18 protein-coding genes, 1 rRNA gene and 1 pseudogene are annotated in these 23,315 nt (G+C 39.8%); 13 read left to right on the top strand and 7 right to left on the bottom strand.

The window, feature by feature from the left end:
• Nucleotides 1-423 precede the first annotated feature (423 nt).
• The 5 genes from dnaA (at nucleotide 424) to FTV11_RS13760 (ending at nucleotide 7,229) form a co-directional block, all read left to right on the top strand.
• Nucleotides 424-1,809, top strand: a complete 1,386-nt coding sequence (gene dnaA, locus FTV11_RS13780) for a chromosomal replication initiator protein DnaA (protein WP_180074178.1) — start codon at nucleotides 424-426, stop codon at nucleotides 1,807-1,809.
• A 108-nt stretch (nucleotides 1,810-1,917) separates the two neighbouring features.
• Nucleotides 1,918-3,066: a DNA polymerase III subunit beta gene (gene dnaN / locus FTV11_RS13775; RefSeq protein ID WP_078189507.1), complete on the top strand. Its 1,149-nt coding sequence runs from the start codon at nucleotides 1,918-1,920 to the stop codon at nucleotides 3,064-3,066.
• Between the two features lie 23 nt (nucleotides 3,067-3,089).
• The gene (gene recF, locus FTV11_RS13770) at nucleotides 3,090-4,172 is read left to right on the top strand and encodes a DNA replication/repair protein RecF (protein WP_180074177.1); all 1,083 of its coding nucleotides are present in this window, start codon (nucleotides 3,090-3,092) and stop codon (nucleotides 4,170-4,172) included.
• A 43-nt stretch (nucleotides 4,173-4,215) separates the two neighbouring features.
• Nucleotides 4,216-6,684: a DNA topoisomerase (ATP-hydrolyzing) subunit B gene (gene gyrB, locus FTV11_RS13765; protein WP_180074176.1), complete on the top strand. Its 2,469-nt coding sequence runs from the start codon at nucleotides 4,216-4,218 to the stop codon at nucleotides 6,682-6,684.
• Between the two features lie 170 nt (nucleotides 6,685-6,854).
• Nucleotides 6,855-7,229 (top strand): hypothetical protein, encoded by a 375-nt coding sequence (locus FTV11_RS13760; RefSeq protein WP_180036050.1) that lies wholly within the window; start codon nucleotides 6,855-6,857, stop codon nucleotides 7,227-7,229.
• Nucleotides 7,230-7,758: 529 nt separating this feature from the next.
• On the opposite strand, the gene FTV11_RS13755 is transcribed toward FTV11_RS13760, so the two are convergent.
• Nucleotides 7,759-9,696 (bottom strand): ATP-binding cassette domain-containing protein, encoded by a 1,938-nt coding sequence (locus FTV11_RS13755; RefSeq protein WP_180074175.1) that lies wholly within the window; start codon nucleotides 9,694-9,696, stop codon nucleotides 7,759-7,761.
• Nucleotides 9,697-9,892: 196 nt separating this feature from the next.
• Here FTV11_RS13755 and FTV11_RS13750 point away from each other — a divergent pair.
• From FTV11_RS13750 to erpA, 4 genes and pseudogenes are all read left to right on the top strand, one after another.
• Nucleotides 9,893-10,896 (top strand): annotated as a pseudogene (locus FTV11_RS13750) (putative solute-binding protein).
• A gap of 257 nt (nucleotides 10,897-11,153) precedes the next feature.
• Entirely contained in the window at nucleotides 11,154-12,164 is a 1,011-nt protein-coding gene (locus FTV11_RS13745) for a putative solute-binding protein (RefSeq protein WP_180074174.1), read from the top strand.
• Nucleotides 12,165-12,365: 201 nt separating this feature from the next.
• On the top strand, nucleotides 12,366-13,373 hold the full coding sequence (locus tag FTV11_RS13740) for a putative solute-binding protein (RefSeq protein ID WP_180074173.1): 1,008 nt from the start codon (nucleotides 12,366-12,368) through the stop codon (nucleotides 13,371-13,373).
• A gap of 134 nt (nucleotides 13,374-13,507) precedes the next feature.
• Nucleotides 13,508-13,843, top strand: a complete 336-nt coding sequence (erpA, locus tag FTV11_RS13735; protein ID WP_078194440.1) for an iron-sulfur cluster insertion protein ErpA — start codon at nucleotides 13,508-13,510, stop codon at nucleotides 13,841-13,843.
• Between the two features lie 68 nt (nucleotides 13,844-13,911).
• Here the strand turns inward: erpA and FTV11_RS13730 are convergent, their stop codons facing one another.
• The 4 genes from FTV11_RS13730 to grpE form a co-directional block, all read right to left on the bottom strand.
• The gene (locus FTV11_RS13730) at nucleotides 13,912-14,289 is read right to left on the bottom strand and encodes a hypothetical protein (RefSeq protein WP_171263823.1); all 378 of its coding nucleotides are present in this window, start codon (nucleotides 14,287-14,289) and stop codon (nucleotides 13,912-13,914) included.
• Between the two features lie 120 nt (nucleotides 14,290-14,409).
• Nucleotides 14,410-15,321, bottom strand: coding sequence for a matrixin family metalloprotease (locus FTV11_RS13725; RefSeq protein ID WP_180074172.1), 912 nt, complete (start codon nucleotides 15,319-15,321; stop codon nucleotides 14,410-14,412).
• A 215-nt stretch (nucleotides 15,322-15,536) separates the two neighbouring features.
• Nucleotides 15,537-17,477: a molecular chaperone DnaK gene (gene dnaK, locus FTV11_RS13720; RefSeq protein ID WP_078194438.1), complete on the bottom strand. Its 1,941-nt coding sequence runs from the start codon at nucleotides 17,475-17,477 to the stop codon at nucleotides 15,537-15,539.
• Between the two features lie 154 nt (nucleotides 17,478-17,631).
• Nucleotides 17,632-18,171 carry a nucleotide exchange factor GrpE gene (gene grpE / locus FTV11_RS13715; protein WP_111885723.1) on the bottom strand — a complete coding sequence of 180 codons (540 nt, stop codon included), beginning with the start codon at nucleotides 18,169-18,171 and terminating at the stop codon, nucleotides 17,632-17,634.
• Nucleotides 18,172-19,110: 939 nt separating this feature from the next.
• Between grpE and FTV11_RS13710 the strand changes: the two genes are divergently transcribed.
• Nucleotides 19,111-19,338 (top strand): hypothetical protein, encoded by a 228-nt coding sequence (locus FTV11_RS13710; RefSeq protein ID WP_228144800.1) that lies wholly within the window; start codon nucleotides 19,111-19,113, stop codon nucleotides 19,336-19,338.
• Between the two features lie 181 nt (nucleotides 19,339-19,519).
• Here the strand turns inward: FTV11_RS13710 and FTV11_RS13705 are convergent, their stop codons facing one another.
• Complete coding sequence (locus tag FTV11_RS13705) at nucleotides 19,520-20,089, bottom strand: hypothetical protein (RefSeq protein ID WP_180074171.1); 570 nt, start codon at nucleotides 20,087-20,089, stop codon at nucleotides 19,520-19,522.
• Between the two features lie 201 nt (nucleotides 20,090-20,290).
• On the opposite strand from FTV11_RS13705, the gene FTV11_RS13700 reads away from it, so the two are divergent.
• On the top strand, nucleotides 20,291-21,361 hold the full coding sequence (locus FTV11_RS13700) for an alpha/beta hydrolase (RefSeq protein WP_180005530.1): 1,071 nt from the start codon (nucleotides 20,291-20,293) through the stop codon (nucleotides 21,359-21,361).
• A 63-nt stretch (nucleotides 21,362-21,424) separates the two neighbouring features.
• On the opposite strand, the gene FTV11_RS13695 is transcribed toward FTV11_RS13700, so the two are convergent.
• Entirely contained in the window at nucleotides 21,425-22,096 is a 672-nt protein-coding gene (locus tag FTV11_RS13695) for an acetoacetate decarboxylase family protein (protein ID WP_180074187.1), read from the bottom strand.
• 101 nt (nucleotides 22,097-22,197) lie between these two features.
• On the opposite strand from FTV11_RS13695, the gene FTV11_RS13690 reads away from it, so the two are divergent.
• Nucleotides 22,198-22,767, top strand: coding sequence for a peptidylprolyl isomerase (locus FTV11_RS13690; RefSeq protein ID WP_180005529.1), 570 nt, complete (start codon nucleotides 22,198-22,200; stop codon nucleotides 22,765-22,767).
• A gap of 423 nt (nucleotides 22,768-23,190) precedes the next feature.
• Nucleotides 23,191-23,315: ribosomal RNA gene (locus FTV11_RS13685) — 16S ribosomal RNA — on the top strand; the annotation flags it as partial.

Genomic DNA, 23,315 nt, shown 5'->3' with positions numbered 1-23,315 from the left:
ATTTGTGAATTGGTTTTTATGAATTTAAATTTGAATTTAAACCAACCATCAAGTTATCCCCAGAATGGGTCAATCTTATAAATAAATTCAAATTTTAAAATTTAAATTTATTACTATTAGTGTTGATATTTTCTGTGGAAAACGCATTTTTAGATTTAAAAAACAAATAATTAAATTGTGGATAACGATGTTTTTATAATTTTGATAGTTTGTGGATAACTTTGTGCTACAATTTATCCACAGCTTGCGGATAAACTTATCCACACGTGATTTAAATTTAAATTTAAACTCAATTTGCGTTTTTTTGATCGATTTCGACTGATTTGTTCATGACAGATGTGGATAAGATGGTTAGAATGGCTGCCCGCTTAGGCGGGGTTGAATTATTTTTTTACGTACAATGGACTGAAATAGGGGTTTCACATGCTTTGGACAGACTGCTTAACTCGCTTGCGACAAGAGCTTTCAGGAAATGTCTATACAATGTGGATACGCCCACTAGTGGCAGAAGATGCAGGTGATACTTTAAAACTCTATGCACCGAATCCGTATTGGACACGCTATATTCAAGAGCACCATTTAGAACTGATCTCTATTTTAGCGGAACAGTTGTCTGAAGGTCGGGTACGTAAAGTCGAGATTTTGGTTGATTCACGGCCTGGTGCAATTTTATCTGCAGCTGAACAACCTGCAACAACCACCGCAGCATTAGAGTCAACGCCGCAAGTGTCTGCACCGAATCGTCCTAAAAAAGAAAAAGAAGAGACGTCTTCAAAAAATAACCGTAAGCGTCAGCTTAACCCATTATTTACCTTTTCCTTGTTTGTTGAAGGCCGTTCCAATCAGATGGCGGCAGAAACCTGTCGTAAAGTTTTGACGCAGCCCGGTGCTTCACAGCATAACCCGTTATTTTTATATGGACCGACTGGTTTAGGTAAAACCCATTTAATGCAAGCCGTAGGTAATGCATTATTACAAGCGAAGCCGAATGCACGTGTGATGTACATGACGGCTGAAAGTTTTGTACAAGACTTTGTGAGCTCGTTACAGCAAGGTAAGGTCGAAGAATTTAAGAAAAATTGTCGTTCGCTAGATTTGTTATTGGTGGATGATATTCATTTGTTGGCGGGTAAAGAGGCCAGCTTGGTTGAGTTTTTCTATACCTTCAACGCGTTATTAGATGAATCTAAGCAAATCATTTTAACTTCGGATCGTTATCCAAAAGAACTGACTGAGTTGGATCCACGTTTGGTTTCACGTTTTTCGTGGGGCTTATCGGTGGGTGTGGAACCACCAGATATCGAAACTCGTATTGAAATTTTACTGAAAAAAGCGGAAAGCAATGGCGTGGAACTTCCACGTAATTGTGCGCTGTTTATTGCTCAACAGGTGGTTGCCAATGTTCGTGAACTAGAAGGTGCGCTGAATAAAGTTGTAGCCATTTCTCGTTTTAAAGGTACCCCAATCGATCTAGATGTAGTGCGTGAATCGTTAAAAGATGTGTTGGCGATTCGTGCGCGCACCATTAGTACTGAAAATATTCAGCGTGTGGTGAGTGAATATTTCCGTATTCCACTGAAAGAATTGGTTGGTCCAAAACGTACACGCATTTATGCACGTCCACGTCAGTTGGCTATGGGGCTAGCACGTGAGCTGACAGGGGATAGTTTCCCTGAAATTGGTATGGCTTTTGGTAATCGTGACCACAGTACTGTGATGCATGCCTGTGAAAAAGTACAAAGCCTGCGTGAAGAAGATCCAATCTTCAATGAGGACTATAAAAACTTGCAACGTCTGCTGCAAAGTTAAGTCTTTTCGTTCAAATTCTGTTCTTGCAATGCGGTATATTCTGCCGCATAGTACACTGCTAAAAAATTAATTTATTTTGTCTGTCTTCAGTTTTTAGAGGAATGTATTGTGCGTTTAAAAATCGCGAAAGAAAGCTTACTGAATGTTCTATCACATGTCGTAGGAGCGGTTGAACGTCGCCATACCTTAAATATCTTATCCAATGTCAAAGTACAGGTAACAGAGCAAGCTTTGACCATTACCGGTTCAGATCTTGAAGTTGAACTGGTTGCAAGTACACCACTTACTGAAGGTGCATGTTTACAAGCAGGGGTGACAACTGTTCCTGCACGAAAATTGATGGATATCTGTAAATCATTACCGTCAGCGGCATTGATTGATTTGCAAATCACTGAAGATCAGCGCTGTATTTTAAAATCTGGAAACAGTCGTTTTGTATTGGGTACTTTGCCTGCAGAAGACTATCCATTATTAACCACTGAAAATACTCAAGGCACTCAAGTCGGTGTGACTCAACGTGAGTTAAAGCGTTTATTTGAAAAAACGTCTTTTGCTATGGCGGTTCAAGATGTGCGTTTCTATTTGACGGGTACTTTACTTGAAATTGATGAGAATCAATTGCGTGCAGTAACGACCGATGGTCACCGTTTGGCGATGTGTGAAACAGCGGCAAGCTCGAATGCGACACAAGCAATGCAAGCAATTGTTCCACGTAAAGCCGTAGGTGAATTGCAGCGTCTATTGAGTGTTGAAGACGAGCAATTATCGTTGTTAATTGGTCGTGAATTATTAAATGTAACGATTACCATTGCCAGTCGTGACAAAGAGCAGGGTGATATTACCGTGAGATTTACTACAAAATTGATCGATGGTAAATTCCCAGACTACCGCCGTGTGATTCCACGTGGTGGCGATAAAAACGTGCGCATTGCACATGATGTATTTAAACAATCACTACAACGTGTAGCGATTTTAAGTAATGAAAAATTGCGTGGCGTATTCTTGAAGTTTGATGCGGACACTTTACAACTTCGTGCCAATAACCCTGAGCAAGATGAAGCGATCGAAGATCTTGCGATTCAATATGCAGATGCACCGATGGAAATGTCGTTTAATGCACAGTACTTATTGGAAGTTCTGAATGTATTGGATGGTGATGATGTTGCAATGACCATGACAGAAGCGAACCAGTCGGTATTGGTACAAGATCCACAACAACAAGATCAAACCTATGTTGTGATGCCAATGCGTGTTTAATTCGGACTGACGTCTCAATTATTATGCATATCACGCGTTTACATGTAGAACGTGTTCGAAATTTAAAGACGGTTGCACTCTCTGGGTTGCAGCCGTTTAATGTCTTTTATGGGCAAAATGGTTCTGGCAAAACTTCTGTATTAGAAGCAGTACATTTGCTGGCAACCGGCCGTTCTTTTCGAACCCATATTCCGAAAAACTATATTCAAAATAATAGCCCTGACGCTGTTGTCTTTGCGCAGTCTGCAACAGACCGCATTGGTATGCAAAAAATGCAGTCGGGCGAGCAAGTGATTAAAGTCAATGGCGACCTTGTGGGGACACAAGGGCAGTTGGCTAAGATTTTACCACTACAACTCATCGACCCACAAAGTACCGATATTATTGATCATGGTGCGAAGCCACGACGTCAACTTTTAGATTGGTTGATGTTCCACGTGGAACCGGAGTTTTACCATGCATGGCAATATTATGCGCGGGCATTAAAACAGCGGAATAGTTTGCTGAAATCACGACGTCATTTGAGTTTGTCTGACTTAGAACCGTGGAACAAAATGCTCAGTGACTATGGTGAGATATTACATAGTCTACGCAGCAATGTGGTGGAACAGTGGACTCGATATTTTCAACAAGATCTTGAAGCATTATTGCCTGATTTAACAGTGACATTGGAATATAGTGCAGGCTTTCATGCTGAAACAGGACTGCTGAATGATCTGACCAATCAGCATTTTAAAGACTGCGAGCGTGGCTTTACTGAGTATGGTCCGCACCGTGCAGATTTAAGGTTAAAAACTGCTATGGGTGATGCAGATGTTGTGCTCTCTCGTGGGCAAAAAAAGTTATTGATCATGGCGTTAAAACTGTCACAGATTGCAATGCTACATGCTTGTAATAAGGAAACTGTGGTATTATTAGATGATCTGACAGCAGAATTAGATTTAACCGCACAACAGCGTTTAATTGAGCGTTTAAGCCATCTTGGTAGTCAAGTTTTTATTACCACTTTAGACCATGATTCAGTGCAAAAACACTTACATGATTTATCTATTTCTTATCAATTATTCAAAGTTGAAAATGGTACGGTGCAGGCTGTTGTGCAATGAAATACCACCTTTGGATAGACCTATTTTTCACTAGGGAGAAACCATGAGTTCAGAAGATCAAGCTGCTTCTCAAACAGAACAAACCATAGAAAAAGCTTATGATTCCTCTAGCATCAAAGTATTACGTGGTCTAGACGCTGTACGTAAGCGTCCGGGCATGTATATTGGTGATACTGACGATGGTACTGGCCTACACCACATGGTGTTTGAAGTTGTCGATAACTCAATTGATGAAGCGTTGGCAGGTCATTGTGACGAAATTCAAGTCACCATCCATGAAGATGAATCTGTAAGCGTATCGGATAACGGCCGTGGTATTCCTACCGACATTCACCCAGAAGAAGGTGTTTCTGCAGCAGAAGTGATTTTAACGATTCTGCATGCGGGCGGTAAATTTGACGATAACAGTTATAAGGTTTCAGGTGGTCTTCACGGTGTTGGCGTTTCAGTTGTAAACGCTTTATCAGAAAAGCTCCTATTAAATATTCGTCGTGCGGGTAAGAGCTATGAGCAGGAATATCGCCATGGCGATCCTGTCTATAAATTACGTGAAACTGGTGTGACTGAAACTTCAGGTACAACAGTCCGTTTTTGGCCAAGTTCTGAAACCTTCAGTCAAACGATTTTTAATGTCGATATTTTGGCGCGTCGTTTACGTGAATTATCTTTCCTGAATGCAGGTGTGCGAATTGTACTACGTGACGAACGTATCAATTTAGAACACGTTTATGACTATGAAGGTGGTTTGTCTGAGTTTGTAAAATATATTAACCAAGGCAAAACCCATCTGAATGATATCTTCCACTTTACTACTCAAGCGGATAATGGCATTGGTGTAGAAGTTGCATTGCAGTGGAATGATTCTTATCAGGAAAATGTTCGTTGCTTTACCAACAACATTCCACAAAAAGATGGTGGCACGCATTTAGCGGGTTTCCGTGCTGCATTAACTCGTGGCTTAAACAGCTACATGGAAAGCGAAAACTTACTCAAAAAAGAGAAAGTAGCAGTTTCTGGTGATGATGCACGTGAAGGTTTAACTGCGATTGTTTCGGTGAAAGTGCCTGATCCAAAATTCTCTTCGCAAACCAAAGAAAAATTGGTGTCGAGCGAAGTGAAAACTGCGGTTGAGCAAGCGATGAATAAATCATTTGCTGAATATCTTTTAGAGAACCCACAAGCCGCTAAATCGATTGCAGGCAAGATTATTGATGCAGCACGTGCGCGTGATGCAGCACGTAAAGCACGTGAAATGACTCGTCGTAAGAGTGCGCTTGATATTGCAGGCCTGCCAGGTAAATTGGCCGATTGTCAGGAAAAAGATCCTGCATTGTCTGAACTTTACTTAGTCGAAGGTGACTCTGCGGGCGGTTCTGCAAAACAGGGCCGTAACCGTAAGATGCAAGCGATTTTGCCGCTGAAAGGTAAAATCCTCAACGTGGAACGTGCACGTTTTGACAAGATGATTTCTTCTCAAGAAGTGGGAACATTGATTACCGCTTTAGGCTGTGGTATTGGCCGTGAGGAATATAACCCAGACAAACTGCGTTATCACAAAATCATCATCATGACCGATGCCGACGTCGATGGTTCGCACATTCGTACGCTACTGTTGACCTTCTTCTTCCGTCAAATGCCAGAACTTGTGGAACGTGGATATATTTATATTGCACAGCCACCGTTGTATAAGCTGAAAAAAGGCAAGCAAGAACAGTACATCAAAGATAATGATGCGCTTGAGACTTACCTGATTTCAAATGCAATTGATGAGCTTGAATTACACATCAGTGCAGAAGCACCAGCCATTCGTGGTGAGGCTTTAGCGGGTGTGATTGCGGATTATCAAACCTCTCAAAAGAGCTTGCATCGTCTGACTGTACGTTATCCTGCAAGTGTGTTGGATGGTTTATTGGCAGTAGAAGGCTTTAAGTTAGATCAAGCAAATAACCAAGACTATGTACAGACTTGGGGTGAGCAACTACGTGCCAATATTGAGAAAACTCAACCTAGCCTACGTCCTGAATTAAGCTTAGAAACTTTTGAGCATGAAGATACTGAAGGCAATAAGTCAGCGACCTATTTCCCGCGTATTACCATCTATGTTCATAATTTACCGCACCAATACTTGTTAGATTCAGGTCTATTGGGTTCAGGTGAATATGCGCGTTTACTCAAAAATTCGAAGAGTTGGTTCACCTTATTGGAAGAAGGTGCTTACCTACAAAAAGGCGAGCGCAAAATTCCAGTGAGCAGCTTCCATCAGGTTTGGCAAAACATCTTACAAGACTCACGCCGTGGCATGATGATTCAGCGCTATAAAGGTTTGGGTGAGATGAATGCTGAACAGCTTTGGGAAACTACAATGGATCCTGAGAACCGTAACATGCTGCAAGTAACGGTACAGGATGCGATTGAAGCTGATCGTATGTTCTCTTGCTTGATGGGTGATGATGTGGAACCACGTCGTGCTTTCATTGAAGAAAATGCGTTAAATGCGGATATTGATGCCTAAATTCTGATTACAGAATCATTCAAAAAAGCACTCTTCGGAGTGCTTTTTTTTGTGCTATCTTAAATAAAATTGAATATTAAATCGCCAATTTGTGTTTTATTAAATTGACTTATTCTGATGCTAAGCTCAAATCAATTTGAACTTAGCAGCTAAAAATAAGAGGTCTATATATGATGGACAATCAACTTGAACACATTCGTGACATTTGGGTAAATGCATTTTTTACCGGAAATTATACTGTTTTAGCCGAATACGAAGATGAGCACTTTAAGGTGGTTTATGAGCAAGACGGGCGTGTCGAAAGTAATTATGTCCGCTATGAACGTATTGCACATGCAGTGAAAAATGGGGTTTGGAAACCACAAAAACCAGACGTAGAATTTGAAGATTATGAGTTTAATCGTGACCAAACTGAGTGCAAAATTTTAATTGGTTTAGCTGAAACACAGCAGCAAATACAGGAAATCTGGCATTTTGATCAGACCTGGAAAATACAAGAATTACGTTTTTTAAAGGCAAAAACCCATCCTTCTGCCTTATCTTAAACAATAAAAAGTTTAAATTGATGTCGTGAGTGGAGATAAAATGCATCCATCTTGCAAATGTGGATAAGTTTTGTGAATTTTCACATTTAATAGTGTTCAACATCAAAGTCATTTATAATTGTGGATAACATCATTTAAAAATATTTATCCACAAAAAGGTGGTTCGATATTTTGAATTTAAAAAATAAAAATGAATTTAAAACTAAGATTTGAATTTAAAAATGGCTTTTGTGGATAACTGCGGCAATGAGTTTGATGTGAAGTATATTTTTTGAATTCATTTACAAAATTAGGGTAATAGCGATCGCTGAATTTTTAGATTCTTTCCGAATAGAAATGCCTAACGATGCAATAACCAGTTGGATATGAACATTCGATTTTTTAAATATTTTTTAGATTTATAGTGTGATTATTATTGTGAAGTATAAATAAAAAATCGCCGTGGAACATTTAAACTTCACGGCGATTGATTTTTTGAGCTTAAGTTAGGTTTTCTTAATAATGCAAATCTAGGGTTTTGCTTTTTAAATTAAGCTTCAAAACTACTTTCCATTTCTTCTAATTCCATCATTAATTCAAGCATTTGCTCTTCGACAGATTCAAGTTTGGCTTTTAATTCTGTTTGCTCATTCATTAGTTTGAGTAAGTCATCTTTACGACTGGCTTCATATAAAGCACTGTCTGCCAATAATTCCTCGATTTCGTTTAAGCGTGGCTGAATTTTGCTGATTTGCGCTTCATTTTTTTCAATGTTTTTACGAATCGGGCGGGTCAATTCACGCTGACGTGCAGCTTCTTTACGTTGCGCTTCTTTATCGACTTTAGAAATCGTCTGTTTAGTTTCAACTTGAGATTTGATGGGAGTCGGGGCTTGTTGGCTATTTTTCATCATGTCAATCCGTGCTTGACGCAGCCAATCGGCATAAGCCACAAGGTCGCCATCAAATTCACGACATTTTCCATGATGTACCAACAATAATTCGTCACAAACACTAGCAATCAATTGACGTTCATGCGAAACCAAAACCACAGCGCCTTCAAAGTCTTGTAATGCCATAGTCAGGGCATGACGCATATCAAGGTCTAAATGGTTGGTCGGTTCATCTAGAATTAAAACATTGGGGCGCTGCCAAACAATCAAAGCCAAAGCCAATCGTGCTCGTTCACCGCCTGAAAAGCCTTCACTTGGCGTATCCATGCGTTCGCCACTAAAACCAAAGCTACCTAAGAATGAACGTAATGCCGCTTCACTGATTTTTTTGTCAGCAATTCGAGATAATTGCAACATAGGGCTGGCATTGCCATCTAAAGCATCCATTTGATGCTGCGCAAAATAGCCAATATTCAACAGTTCCGAGGCTTTGCGTGTCCCTTGTAATAAGGGAAGGTCTCCAACCAAGGATTTAATTAAGGTTGATTTACCCGCACCATTCATTCCCAGTAAACCAATGCGACTGTTTGGGGTAATCTGTAAATTTACATTGGTGGCAATCAGTTTGTCACCATAGCCAATATCGACATGTTCCATTTGTAACAGTGGTGAGCTCATTTTGGTTGGCTCACGGAAACTAAAGGTAAATGGCGTATCGACATGTGCGGCAGAAAGTTCTTGCATGCGTTCTAATTGCTTAATACGGCTTTGCGCCTGCTTAGCTTTAGTCGCTTTGGCTTTAAAACGGTCAATAAATTTTTGGAGATGCGCACGGGTTTCGAGTTGTTTTTCATAGGCTTGTTGCTGTTGTGCCAAGCGCTCAGAACGGGTGCGTTCAAAGGTCGAATAGTTGCCGGTGTAAAGCGTCAGCTCTTGATTTTCGATATGTAAAATATGATCAGTCACCGCATCTAAGAAATCACGGTCATGTGAAATCAAGATCAGTGTGCCTTCATAAGCTTTTAACCAATCTTCTAACCACAAAATCGCATCTAAGTCTAAGTGGTTGGTTGGTTCATCGAGTAATAATAGGTCAGAACGGCTCATCAGGGTACGCGCAAGGTTTAAACGCATACGCCAACCACCAGAAAAGCTTGAAACATTGAGTTGGGACTGATGTTCAAAGAAACCCAGGCCGGCCATCAGTTGTGAGGCTTTTGATGGAGCTGTATAGCCATGGATTTCATCAAATCGGCCATATAAGTGTGCCAGCGCTTCATTGTCTAATTGTTCTGGATGTTCAAGTTTATGTTGTATTTCCCAATATTCTTCATCGCCTGAAAGAACGAAATCAATCGCTTTCATATCGAGCGCTTTGATTTCTTGCGCCATATGCGCGACGGTCCATACCGCAGGACGAGTTAATGAACCACCATCAGATTCCATTCCACCTAAAAGTGCAGAAAAAAGAGTCGATTTACCTGCACCATTTACACCGGTTAAGCCGATTTTCCAGCCTGGATGCAATTGCATAGATGCTTTTTGAAATAAAACACGCCCACCGCGACGAATGGAAAGTTGGTCTAACTGAATCATGGAACTAACTAAACAAGAAGAATGTGAGGCTATTCTAATGGATGGCTTTGCAAAAGAAAAAACAAAGCATCGCAACCATCTGAAAAAATGTGACAGATTCCACGTATTTAGGTATATTGAATGGGCTTTAGTATTAAAAAAATATTTCAAGTTGTTGTTTTAAATGGATTAATAAAACATATTGGGAATATAAGAAATGAGAAAAGGAATTTTAATTTTATCGCTTCTTTCAGGTGTGATGTCTGCACAAAGCTATGCCAATCAGAAGGTCTGTGTGTTCGATTTACTTGGAAAAGCAGGGGAATCTTATAAGCTAATGGAAGAGTGGTCTCTAGCCAGTAAGGCATGGGAGCACAAGTTCAACTGATTTCATATCAAGATGAATCCAAAGTCGATAAAGATTTTAAAGAAGGGAAATGTGACGCATTTTATATGACCTCGATGCGGGCACGTGCGTATAACAAATTTGCTGGTTCGATTGATGCCATTGGCGGTGTACCGAACAATACCATCGCACAAAAAGCCATTACCTATGTCTTAGATAAGCGGAACAGTAAGCGACTGATTACCAATTCAGGTAAAGATAGTTATGAAGTGGCAGGGATTGGGCAAATTGGTTCAGCCTATATTTTTGTCCGTGATCGCAATATCAATAATTTAGAAAAAGCTGAAGGTAAAAAATTTGCCATTTTGCATTATGACTATGCACAAAAAGTGATGGTCGACCGTGTCGGTGCTGTGCCAGTCATGTCTGAAATTTCCAATTTTATTCGCAAGTTTAATCAGGCTGAAGTTGAAATTGTGGCTGCGCCGGCTTATGCCTTCAAGCCACTCGAAATTTCAAAAGGCTTAGGTACTACTGGGGCGATGGTGAATTTTCCTGTGGTGAATGTAACGGCAGACTTGATTATTCGTAATAATAAATTCCCAGAAGGTTTTGCAGAGCCTTCTCGGTAATGGTTCGTTAAGCAATTACCAAAAAGTTTTGCCATGGTAAAACGCATGGAAGCTGAAATTCCTGCCAAATATAAGATGAATCTCAGCAAAGATGATCAGTTGAAATATCAGAAAATATTGCGTGAAGGACGGATGGATTTAACCAAACAAGGGATCTATGACTCCACTATGATGACGGTACTAAAAAAAGCCCGTTGTACGATTGAGCGAACCAATTTTGAGTGTTCAGTGGCGGGTGAATAAGCTTTTTTCTGTATTTCTTTGTAAATTTTGATGCAATCGCTGTAAATGTAAAAAGCCTTTTTTGCAAATATAAGATGATGATTATATTTATAATTTCACTTTGAATAAAAAGTGATATGCATCACAGAAAAACAGAATATGCCAAAATGACATAAATAAATGGAGTAAATGCTCTATTTTTTTTAAATTAACTTGCTTAATATCGGCGTTGTGTAAGGACACCTCTGAACCATAAAAAGATTTGAAAGGAAAATAGAATGAAAAAAACGCTCCTATCATTGGCTACATTTGCTGCAATTGGCTTTGCTGGTTCAGCTCAGGCAGCAAAAGTAGATATCTGTGTATTTGACTTACTGGGTAAGTCAGGCGAGTCATATCAAATGGCTCAGGAATGGGCGCTTGCAGCAAAAGGCTGGGGTGCTGAAATTAACTTAATTCCGCGTCAAGACGAAGCAGTAGCTGATAATGACTTTAAAGCGGGTAAATGTGATGGTGTATTTATGACGGCGATGCGTGCCCGTCAGTACAATAAATTTGCAGGTTCGATTGATGCGCTTGGTGGCGCACCGAGCAATGCAATTGCGCAACGTGCGATTACCTTTGCATTAGACCAACGTAATGCTGCAAAAATGGTCAGCAACCTAGGTGGTAAGAAATACGAAGTGGCGGGTATTGCTCCACTGGGTTCAGCATTCATCTTTGTCAAAGACAAAAAAATTGACTCAATTGAAAAAGCAGCAGGTAAAAAGTTTGCAGTATTAGGCTATGACGAAGCACAAAAAATTATGGTGCAAGGTGTCGGCGCTCAAGCTGTGGTTTCAGATGTATCTAACTTTGTGGCGAAGTTTAATAATGGTCAGGTCGATATGGTGGGTGCGCCTGCGTATGCCTACAAACCATTAGAGATTTATAAGGGTTTAGGTACCAATGGTGCGATGTTTAACTTCCCAGTTTTACAAGTGACCGCGGACTTTATTATTCGTCCTGATCAGTTCCCAGCAGGCTTTGGTCAAAAATCTCGTGATTGGTTTGTGAAACATTTACCGAAGAGTATTGCGATGATTAACCGTTTAGAGGCGGGTATTCCTGCGAAATATAAACTTAACTTAAGTGCAGAAGATAAAACCAAATATCAAAAATTATTGCGTGAAGGTCGTATGGATATGACGAAACGTGGCATTTATGATGCGGGCATGATGTCAGTATTGAAAAAGGCACGTTGTTCTGTCGATAAAGCCAATTTTGAATGTTCACTTAGCGGCGAATAAACTGATATTTAAAGAAAAAAGCCTGGATTTATCCGGGCTTTTTTTCGCAAATGCATAGGTCATTTTCGCCATTGAGTCAGCAAAATATTCAGGTAATCTAAATTGAAATCGAGGGCTGTGAGTATATTTAATCATACTCCGCATGACCCAAAAATCAAAAAATGGTTAAAACAAAAACAGTAAAAAACAAGGAAAGTCAGTATGAAACAATGGACAAAGGCATTGAGTATTGCTGCTGCGTTAATGGCGGTGAATGGCGTAGCTCAAGCAAAGCAAGTGGTGTGTGTATTTGATTTGGTTGGTAAAAATGGTGATGTTTTTACCCTGATGAGAGATTACCAATTGGCGGCAAAAAACTGGGGCGCAGACATTGAGCTCCGCGTCAGTCAAAATGAAGCGGTGATTGCGGAAGATTTTAAAGCCGGTAAATGTGATGGGATCAGTGTCACAGGTATGCGTGGTCGTCAATTTAATAATTTTACCGGTTCTTTAGATGCGATTGGTGCAATTCCAGATTTGAAACTTGCGGTTAAAGTGATGCAAGGCCTTGCGAGTCCAACGTTTGCAAAGAGCATGGTCAATAGTAAATATGAAGTGGTAGGTGTGATTCCTGTAGGTGATGCCTACCTGTTGGTGAATGACCGTAGTATCAATACTGTCGCTAAAGCAGCAGGTAAAAAAATTGCGGTGCTTGATTATGATGAAGCGCAGAAAATTATGGTGCAACAGGTGGGGGCTCAAGCGGTCAGTGCTGACGTGACCAATTTTGGCTCTAAATTTAACAATGGTCAGGTGGATATTATTGGTGCACCTGCAGCGGTGTTTAAACCCTTGGAGTTACATAAAGGTTTAGGTAGTAAAGGTGCAATTGTTAATTATCCAATTTTACAAGTGACGGGAAATATTATTATTCGCCCAGATAAATTCCCAGCGGGGTATGGGCAAAAATCACGTGATTGGGTCAAAACACAATTACCTCGTGCATTCACGATATTAGGCAAAATGAAGTCAGAAATTCCAGCCAAATATTGGATGGATGTTCCAACAGCAGACAAAGCTGGTTATCAAAAAATGATGCGTGAAGCGCGTATCGATTTGACTAAACGTGGTATCTACGACAAGCGAATGATGAAACTATTATGGCAATTCCGCTGTAAACAAGACCCTAAAAACTTCGAATGCGCATTACAGGAAGAAAACTATAAATAAGTTTTAAATGAATCTTGAGAAAAATACTCTGATTTAACTTTAAACTGTGAAGACTGACCATATATTGAGTATGTTATACTTGAAATATGGTCTTTTCTTTTTAAAGACACCCCAATGACTCAGAGGAATCCATCATGAATGCTCAAGCACTTGTGCTGACTGACAATGCTGCCAATAAAGTACGCCAATTGCGTGAGAGTGAAGGTAATCAAGACCTTATGTTACGTGTATATGTGACTGGTGGTGGTTGTTCAGGTTTCTCATATGGGTTTAATTTTGCTGAAAGCCAAAACGAAGATGATGCTGAATTTATCAATGGTGATGTGAAGATGTTGGTTGATTCACTGAGCTATCAATATTTAGTTGGTTCAACAGTCGACTATATTGAAGGTTTAGAGGGTTCTCGATTTGTGGTTCAAAACCCGAATGCGACAACCACGTGTGGATGTGGATCTTCATTCTCGATCTAATCGCGATGATGAATTGAGCCATAAAAAAGCCCTCATTTAGAGGGCTTTTTTAATGTTTAAAATCGATATTAGGCTTCAAATTTTAGTGCTTCTAATAGATCTAAAATTACGGTAGTCACGTCTTGAGTCAATTGATAATTATTAAAAATTTCATATGCCGTAATGGTGACATCGGTATCACTCGGAAGCAGGCGTTGTTCTTCTTCGATGAGGTCACGGATCGGCAATAGGGTTTGTTTGACCTGTAAATGCAAGACATCTTTAAACTCAAGATTTTCGTCTTCGAGCTCAATTAATTGCTCATTAAAAAAGGGTAAAAGTACCGCATGGAGATAAGGTTGAATGTCTGTAATATCAAAAATCTCAATATCACGGGTTTGTTCAATCGTGCTGATGTGGTCATTCACTTCAATTAAGATATGGTAGTAACTCACATTGCTCTCCACGTAAGATGTCATTGATATAAGGGAATTATTGCAAATCAACAATAACATGAAATGCTAATTATTGTTGGTGAATCCTATAATATCCTTATAGATTGTATGGTTTTTTTTGCTCAGGGTGTTCTAACGATAATATAGTAAGCCTTGGTCTGCTGGCATCAGTTTAAAGTTTTCTAATTGTTGCGCGCCTAAGATTGGGTACATTAATGCAGCAGGGTCATTATGGTGAGATAAGCCGAGAGCATGTCCGAGTTCGTGGGCAAGGGTAAGGCGTAAATCATCTTCGGCATCAAATTGATAAATCTGAATCTGATCGCCCATAAAGACACCTTTATGAAACTCTCGAGCAGGAAAGCGCTGACTGGCTTGTATCACGCCTGCATTATATTGATCGATTTGCTGGTTATAGCTTAAGACTTGTTGGTTAAATTGATCATTTTGCTGATTAAATCGATCTATTTCTTGGTCTAATTGCATCGCTTGTGCTTTAACTTGCTCAAGTTCTCTTTCAACGCGTTGCATATTGGGGCCTTGTGCATGCTCTATTCGGCTCCAATTCATACGTTCTTGCGACAGCTGTGCGATTTCCGCACGAATCATGGCTTGTTTTGATCGGAGCTGTTGCTCATTCATCTCCAGACCTTTTCTCGAATTTGCTAAGTTCTCGGCATATAAATCATTACGGGCTTTATCTGCGGCTAAGGTCTTTTGGACTTGCTTATAGGCATTGTATTGTTCTTGGCGATCATCATAAATTAGATGGATCGCCAGTTGTGCATTTGGGTCATAGATAAATAACGGTTTGAGTGTCCCTTTATGCCATATCTCTGCGGCTTCTTGGCTAAGTTGAATGACTTGTTGCTGGCTTAATCCAAAACGCGGATCGACATCAGCAACCCGATAACGCAAACGGGTATCGAGAGGGTGTAAAATTCGATCTGAAATTGAATTAAATTTCAGTTGAGGATGCTGCTTGGTTTGAAAGATCCAGCAAGTACTCAAAACGATGACAACAATAATTAAAATCAAACGCATAGCGTCGCAAAACTTGATTATTTTGCATTAATTTAACTGAAATTTAGTGCTATGCAAATCTAAGTTTAGATTGATAGTGAGTCGAGAAGAATGTGGCTGTTTGAACGTTTGCGTGTTATTTGAATATTGCCTGATGCAGATAAAATCATCCACAAAAAAAACCGCGCTTTCGCGCGGTCTTTTTGAGCTTTGAAAGACTCAGTTAAAGCGACAAATTATTTTTTGTCATCTTTCACTTCAGTGAACTCAGCATCTACAACGCCGTCATCTGCTTTTTGAGCTTGACCTTCAGCGCCTTGGAAAGCGTTAGGATCAAAACCTTCAGCACCGCCTTGACCTTGTGCAGCTTCATAAGCACGTTGAGTGATCGGCATAATGATGTTTTGAAGTGCTTCAGTTTTCGCTTTGATTGCATCTACATCGTTTTCTTTAGTCGCTGCTTCGAGCTCAGCTACAGCAGCATCGATTGCAGATTTCTCATCAGCAGTTACCTGTTCGCCAAGATCTTTTACTGCTTTTTGAGCAGAAGAAACAAGTGCATCAGCTTCGTTACGTGCTTTTGCTAATTCTTCAAATTTACGATCTTCTTCAGCATTCGCTTCAGCATCTTTGATCATCGCTTCAATTTCAGCATCGCTCAAACCAGAGTTAGCTTTAATTTGAATTGATTGCTCTTTACCTGTGCTCTTATCTTTTGCAGATACTTTCAAGATACCATCAGCGTTGATGTCAAATGATACTTCAATTTGTGGTACACCACGTGGAGCAGGTGGAATATCGCCCAATTGGAAGTTACCCAACAATTTGTTTTGTTGAGCCATTTTACGTTCACCTTGGTAAACTGAAATGTCTACAGCTGGTTGGTTGTCTGCAGCAGTTGAGAACACTTGAGATTTCTTCGCAGGAATCGTCGTGTTTTTCTCAATGATCGCTGTTAACACGCCACCCATTGTTTCAATACCAAGTGTAAGCGGAGTTACGTCAAGAAGAAGTACGTCAGTTTTATCACCTGAAAGTACTGCACCTTGAATCGCAGCACCCATCGCTACAGCTTCATCTGGGTTCACGTCTTTACGTGGCTCACGGCCGAAGAACTCTTGTACTTTTTGTTGTACAAGTGGCATACGAGACTGACCACCCACCAAGATTACGTCAGAGATGTCAGAGGTTGAAAGACCTGCATCTTTAAGTGCAATCTTACATGGTTCAATTGTACGAGCAACCAATTCAGCAACTAAACCTTCAAGTTTAGAGCGAGTCACGTTGATCACTAAGTGTTTAGGACCAGTCGCATCTGCTGTGATGTATGGAAGGTTGATTTCTGTTGCATTCGAAGAAGAAAGCTCGATTTTTGCTTTTTCAGCAGCTTCTTTTAAACGTTGAAGTGCAAGCGGATCTTGTTTCAAGTTTACGCTTTGTTCTTTCTTGAACTCTTCAACCAAGTATTCAATTAATGCATTATCGAAGTCTTCACCACCAAGGAATGTATCACCGTTTGTAGACAATACTTCGATTTGTTGGTCGCCATCAAGGTCAGCGATTTCAATGATTGATACGTCGAAAGTACCACCACCTAAGTCGTAAACCGCAACTTTACGGTCGCCTTCTTTTTTGTCCATACCGAACGCAAGTGCAGCAGCCGTTGGTTCGTTGATGATACGTTTAACATCTAAACCAGCAATTTTACCTGCATCTTTAGTCGCTTGACGTTGAGCATCGTTAAAGTACGCAGGAACAGTAATTACCGCTTCAGTTACTGTTTCACCAAGGTAGTCTTCAGCTGTTTTTTTCATCTTTTTCAAGATTTCAGCAGAGATTTGTTGTGGTGCAAGTTTCTTGTCGTTTACATCAACCCAAGCATCGCCATTGTCAGCTTTGATGATTTTGTAAGGTACAAGGCCGATATCTTTTTGCACAGCTTGGTCTTGGTACTTACGACCGATCAAACGTTTGATTGCAAATAATGTGTTTTTAGGGTTAGTCACTGCTTGACGCTTAGCAGATTGACCGACAAGGATCTCGCCGTCTTTATACGCAATAATAGATGGGGTTGTACGAGCGCCTTCAGCGTTGTCGATTACTTTTACTTTGTCGCCTTCAAGTACTGCTACGCAAGAGTTTGTAGTACCTAAGTCAATACCAATGATTTTCGCCATTTGGATGTTTCCTCTAAAATTCTTTTATTCCCAAACTCTTCCCTTTCTCAAAGGGAAATAAAAAGGGATTTACTTGTTATCCGATATGAGAGTCAATCAAAAATTTTCAAGTAATATTGGTTAAAATTTTTAATTCGTCTCAGAAAATTTGGGTTTATGCACCAACCATAACCATAGCTGGACGTAATAGACGACCGTTTAAGCTATAGCCTTTTTGCAATACTGTCCCGATTTCATTCGATTTGGCATTTGGATCGATGCCCACAGCTTGGTGAAGATCTGCATTGAAACCATTTGCAGTATCCACAGCAACCACACCAAATTTTTCTAAAGTGCTGAGCAATGATTTCAGTGTAAGTTCTACACCTTCAGATAAACCTGATTTTTCATCACCTGCCGCAGCAATCGCGCGTTCAAGGTTATCAACTGACTCAAGCAATTGTTTTGCAAATTTTTCCAGCACAGTATCTTTATGCTTTTCAGATTCGCGTTGAATACGCTCTACACTTTTTTGCGCTTCATATACGGCATTTGCAGTACGTGCTTTTTCAAGTTTTAAGCTTTCTTCTAAATTGGTGATTTGTGCTTGTAAATCTTCAACTGAAACTTCAGCTTGCTCGTTTTCAGCTTGAGTTTGCTGTTCTGCTTGCTCTTGTTGAAGATCTTGAGCGTCTTGGTTTTGCTCAGTCGCCATTGATTTACTCCGTTTAAATGGGTTCTTAAACATGTTCAGTCCTTATAGCTGTGCGTTCAAACGACATCGATGCGTAACTGCCATGCGTTTTGAATTCATGATTAATAGAAGAAATCGGGGCGGGGGATAAAAATTCAAGCGAAGTCAGCGATTAAATGCAGTTTTTTATTCAAAAAAACGGTTTTTCAGCCAAATATCGACTGCAAAATTATATTCTGTAAAAATATAAATTATTGATTTGAATGTATAATCATGTTTTGATCGGATTTATAGATTTTCATCATAAATTTTAACGGTTTCTCTTTGTGCCTGAAAATTTGCATAATTTATCTATCGGAAGTGACCATATCCACTGGAGAGAGGGATATGGTGACTACCTCTAGATTTTAGAAACACTTTTCCATGCTGATTTCCCAAGAATCAGCATTTTTTTTTGCCTCAAAAAATAGTGGTTAATATTTATACATAAAAACTCTTAGTATCAGTTTTATTAAATATTTCACAAAAAATGATCAGCACAGTATTCTTTGTTTCAGATTCTATCGCTGTAGTTTCTTAATTTATTTCAAATGTGTTTTTCATGGCCTGCTTCTCTCATAAGCAGGCTTTTTTTTGCATGAAATTTATAAAAACAGCCACTTAAGTAACTGAGTTGCAAGTTTTGTTGAACTTTGTTGTATTCAAAAGCTGTGATCACGCTTTATTCAAAAATCATTTATATTTATTTTTTTAATAAAAAACAAAGCACTTGAGTTAAAAAAATGATGTAAAGCCTCAATATAAAAGAAAACTGCCTGATTAATAAAACATTTCATAAGCTGTACCGTGCCTCGTACAAAGTACAACTCAGAAGGTGGGAACTTCACAGAATTATTTTCCATTATGACTCGGGCAAAGTTGAGCTTTGCTTTTAATGATTCAATGAAGGAAATAATGAAGATGAAAAAAATTGGTTTATTCGCTGTCGCAGTTTTAGGTTTTGGTTTAGCTGCGGTGGGTTGTACTTCTCAAGAAACTGTAGAATCTCCGGAAACCGCACAAGTAACGTCTGCAACTGAAGCATCTGTAACAACAGAGCAATCGGGTGCTGTGGTTCAAGCAGATCCATCAGCTCAAGGTGCTGAAGTTCAATCTGCGCCTGCACCGCAACCTACAGTTCAGCAATAAGATTGTTTAATGCTCTCTGACCTGTAACAACAGGCAGTCAAGAATAGACAGAAGATAGGATGCCTCTTCTGTCTATTTTTTTTCTATTGCTTTTTTTTACCTTTTCTATTTTTAGTGAACGAAAAAAAAGCCCATCATGTAGATGAGCTTTTTACTTTTAACCGATCTGCAAAAACAACAATTAACGGCGATTTTCCCACGCGCGACGACGTTCTTCAGCCGCTTTACGTTGTTGATCTGATGCCTTTCTTAAATCTTGAAAATTTTTTTTGCGCTCTTGCTCAATTTGTTTTCTACGATCTTGACTGGCTTTACGGCGCTGTTCTTCTAAGCGCTGACGCTCTTTGCTGACTTTTTGACGATCTTGTTCAGCACGTTTACGACGTTCAGCTTCAGAGTATTTACGCTGTTGTTCTAGACGTTGACGTTCGAGTTTGTTTTTACGACGATCCCACTCTTGTTGATTTTTACGATTCTGTTCCCAGTTACGCTGGTCAAGTTGCTGCTTTCTACGTTCGAGCTCTAAACGATTACGTTGTTGTTGCTGACGTTCCCATGTACGGCGGTCTTGTTCATAACGACTGTCGTAACGGCGATCATAACGATTATCATAGCGTCGATCATTATGATCATAACGGCGGTCATAACGTTGATCATAACGTCCATCGTAGTAACCATCTTCAGGGAATGCTACGCAGCCTACAGCCAAAAAAGCAGTCGCAAAAGACAGAAGGATGATCTTTTTAGCCATGGTGAGTATCCTTTATCGAGAATGGGTTAGCATAATCAACCCATAAAACTTGGGTAAATTGTCAATGACAACTCTATAAAAGAAGATTAGCTTAACTAGGTCTGTACTATGTATGTCGATGTTGAGACTTATATGTGAATATGGTCACATTTGACCTAGATCATGTAGAAAGTATGAAGAGCATAATTCGAAGGATAGAGCATGTTTGCATTGAATGAATCACTTAAAAATATGAAAGATAAAGGCCAAGGTACGGCTGCTCGGTTACTTGATCGTCTTCCTAACTTTGCCAAAGAAAGCCTCGCAAAACGTCTCGATTATCCGTTTATTTTTCCAGAATTAGATCCGCTGGTGAAATGCATGATGGCGGCTCAACTCAAGCAAGGTAAGTCAGGCTTTGTGACCGAAGACTATGTGAAGTCTCGTAAATTATTTGATTTACAGATGGAGTCGATCAAGACCAAGCCGACCTTTGTGAAACAAGTGCAAGATATACGTCTACCTTTACAAAGTGCAACGCTGTTTGCGCGTCATTATCATCCTGCTCCAAATAAAAAATTACCGATGATCGTGTTCTATCACGGTGGTGGTTTTGTGGTGGGTGGTCTAGACACGCATGATGAAGTTTGTCGTTTATTGGCCGTGCATGCCAAAGCACAAGTTTTAAGTATTGATTATCCTTTAACACCAGAAGCCAGCCCAGCTCAATTAATGCAAAGTTGTCAAGATGCATTGGCTTGGACTTATCAAAATAGTCGTCAGTTTAAAATTCTAAAACATCGAATTGCGGTGGCAGGGGATAGTGCAGGCGGCAATATTGCTACTGCGGTTGCACAGCGCAGTGCTCAAAAAGTTTTTGCCCCGCAAGCTCAACTATTAATTTACCCAGTAGTGGATTTCAAGAGTCGCCACCCATCTTTCTATGCTTATAAAGATGGTCTAGTTCTGACTGAAAAAGATATTGATGTCGTAACGGCTTTATATGCAGAACAACATGCAGTGGCCTTAGATGATCCATTAATTTCACCAACCTATGGAAAATTGGCAGGTATCGCACCCGCGTATATCGTGACAGCAGGGCATGACGTTTTACATGACGAAGGTGAAATTTATTCGCATAAACTCCGTCAGCAAGGGGTGAAAGTGTTTTATCAAGAATATACCGATCAAACCCATGGTTTTATCAATTTAACCCCGGTTTCGCACCGAGCTAAAAAATACGTGATTGAGATCAGTACGAAGTTCCGTAAATTTTGGGATAAACGTAGTTAATCATTCCTTTATATAAAGTAAACTCAGTGTTTCACGTGAAACACTGGGTTTTTATTTATTGGGTTATTTATCTTGGATTTTTGCAGCAGGAAATACGAGGCTAAATTCTGGGACATAAAAGCTTTGCAATAATCGTGCTTCGGCAAAATTTGGAAAGATCTCCTGCGTGTTGTGCCATTCTACCTGTTTCAGTTTAGAGAGCCGTCCACGAAACTTCGGTGAAAATTGATAACGCTTACCTTCCCACGCTTGTCTGATTTGCAACATCGCTGCAGGGATATGATGACTATTAATATAGAAAGAACGCTGTGAACGTGATTTTTTTAAATGGATCTGCATTTTGTGTTGTTCAACTTCTATAGTACAGACCACTTCATTGTCATGTTGTTGCCATTCAAACTTTGCCAACTCTTTAGGAATACCCCAGAGTTTTTGACCATGAATGACAGAGATATCTGTCGAAACATAAATCTTAGGAATCGAACTTAACCTTTTCTTACTCCATAAAGGGTGATCTAAAATTAGCAATTCGTCATAAGGGCCCACAGGTGAATCATGGTATCGGACCAATAACACCTGAACCACACGACCTAAAGGCGATGTCGCTAAACGGAACATCTGCGCTTGTTGGATAAAACTCGGAGAGATCCAATAATTCAAAATAAAAGCATCGCCACGCAGTTGCCAAGGCGGTAAATGTGTCAATGCAGTGTCCGACGGTATTATTTGCGTCATCATTGTTCTCGTTTTAATAATGGCAGAATAATTACTTTTTAATCATCAAAGACTAATATACAGTCAATAACAAGTACGAGATCAACCAGAAGAGTTAGCAAATGTTAAAACAGATTTTATTTACCGCAGCACTTGGCTGTGTGAGCTTAAGCAGTTTTGCTGCCAATACTATTGTCGAAATGAAAACCTCTCAAGGCAATATTGAAATTGAGCTATTCAATGACAAGGCACCTATCTCAGCTAAAAACTTTGAAAGCTATGCAAAAGAAAAATTTTATAACGGCACGATCTTTCATCGCGTGATTCCTGGATTTATGGTTCAGGGTGGGGGCATGGATGTCAAAATGCAGGAGAAGCCAACAAAAGCGGCTATTAAGAATGAATCAAGTAATGGCTTGAGCAATAAGCGCGGCACATTGGCAATGGCACGGATGAATCATCCTGATTCAGCAAGTAGTCAGTTCTTTATTAATGTTGCAGACAATGACTTTCTCAATAAAAGTGCAATGAATGCGGGATATGCTGTTTTTGGTAAGGTCACTAAAGGGATGGATATCGTCGATAAAATCGTAAAAGTTCCAACTGCGAACTATGGAATGCACCAAAATGTCCCTGTAAACCCAGTGGTTATACAGAGTGTGGTGATTAAAGCAGCACCTGTAAAAAACTAAGCACACAAAATAGGAAAAATATTTTACATGATATTTGTAATAAATATCATGTATTTATGTGAATAAAGTGTGTTTTTTGAACCATAATGGTGCATAAAAATGAAACACTCATGTTCTTTGTGAGTGAAAAGCACTTGCACGTGTAAGAAATTGCCCTATAATGAGCACCATACCGACGAGATAGACGGAAACGAACGAAACGCGAAGCGTTGAGTTTGTCGAAGTCCAGCTTCTAGCACTGACGAGGTGTTAGAAAGATCATTAAGAGATTATGAAGAACAACTTGTGTGGATTTTTACTGATTGATCGATCGAAATTATTTTCATTGATTGATGGTAGAAATTACTCGAAGTTTATTTGAGCAAATTTTTGTCAGTAATTGATGAGCCAAGATTGGCACCCTTTAAGGTGCTACAAAGTATTAAACTGAAGAGTTTGATCATGGCTCAGATTGAACGCTGGCGGCAGGCTTAACACATGCAAGTCGAGCGGGAATAGGTAGCTTGCTACCGATTTCTAGCGGCGGACGGGTGAGTAATGCTTAGGAA

The organism is Acinetobacter sp. YH12231 (assembly GCF_013417755.1).
Lineage (GTDB): Bacteria > Pseudomonadota > Gammaproteobacteria > Pseudomonadales > Moraxellaceae > Acinetobacter > Acinetobacter amyesii.
Note: the sequence above shows the minus strand (reverse complement) of the source record. Positions and strands in the feature narration are given on the sequence as shown.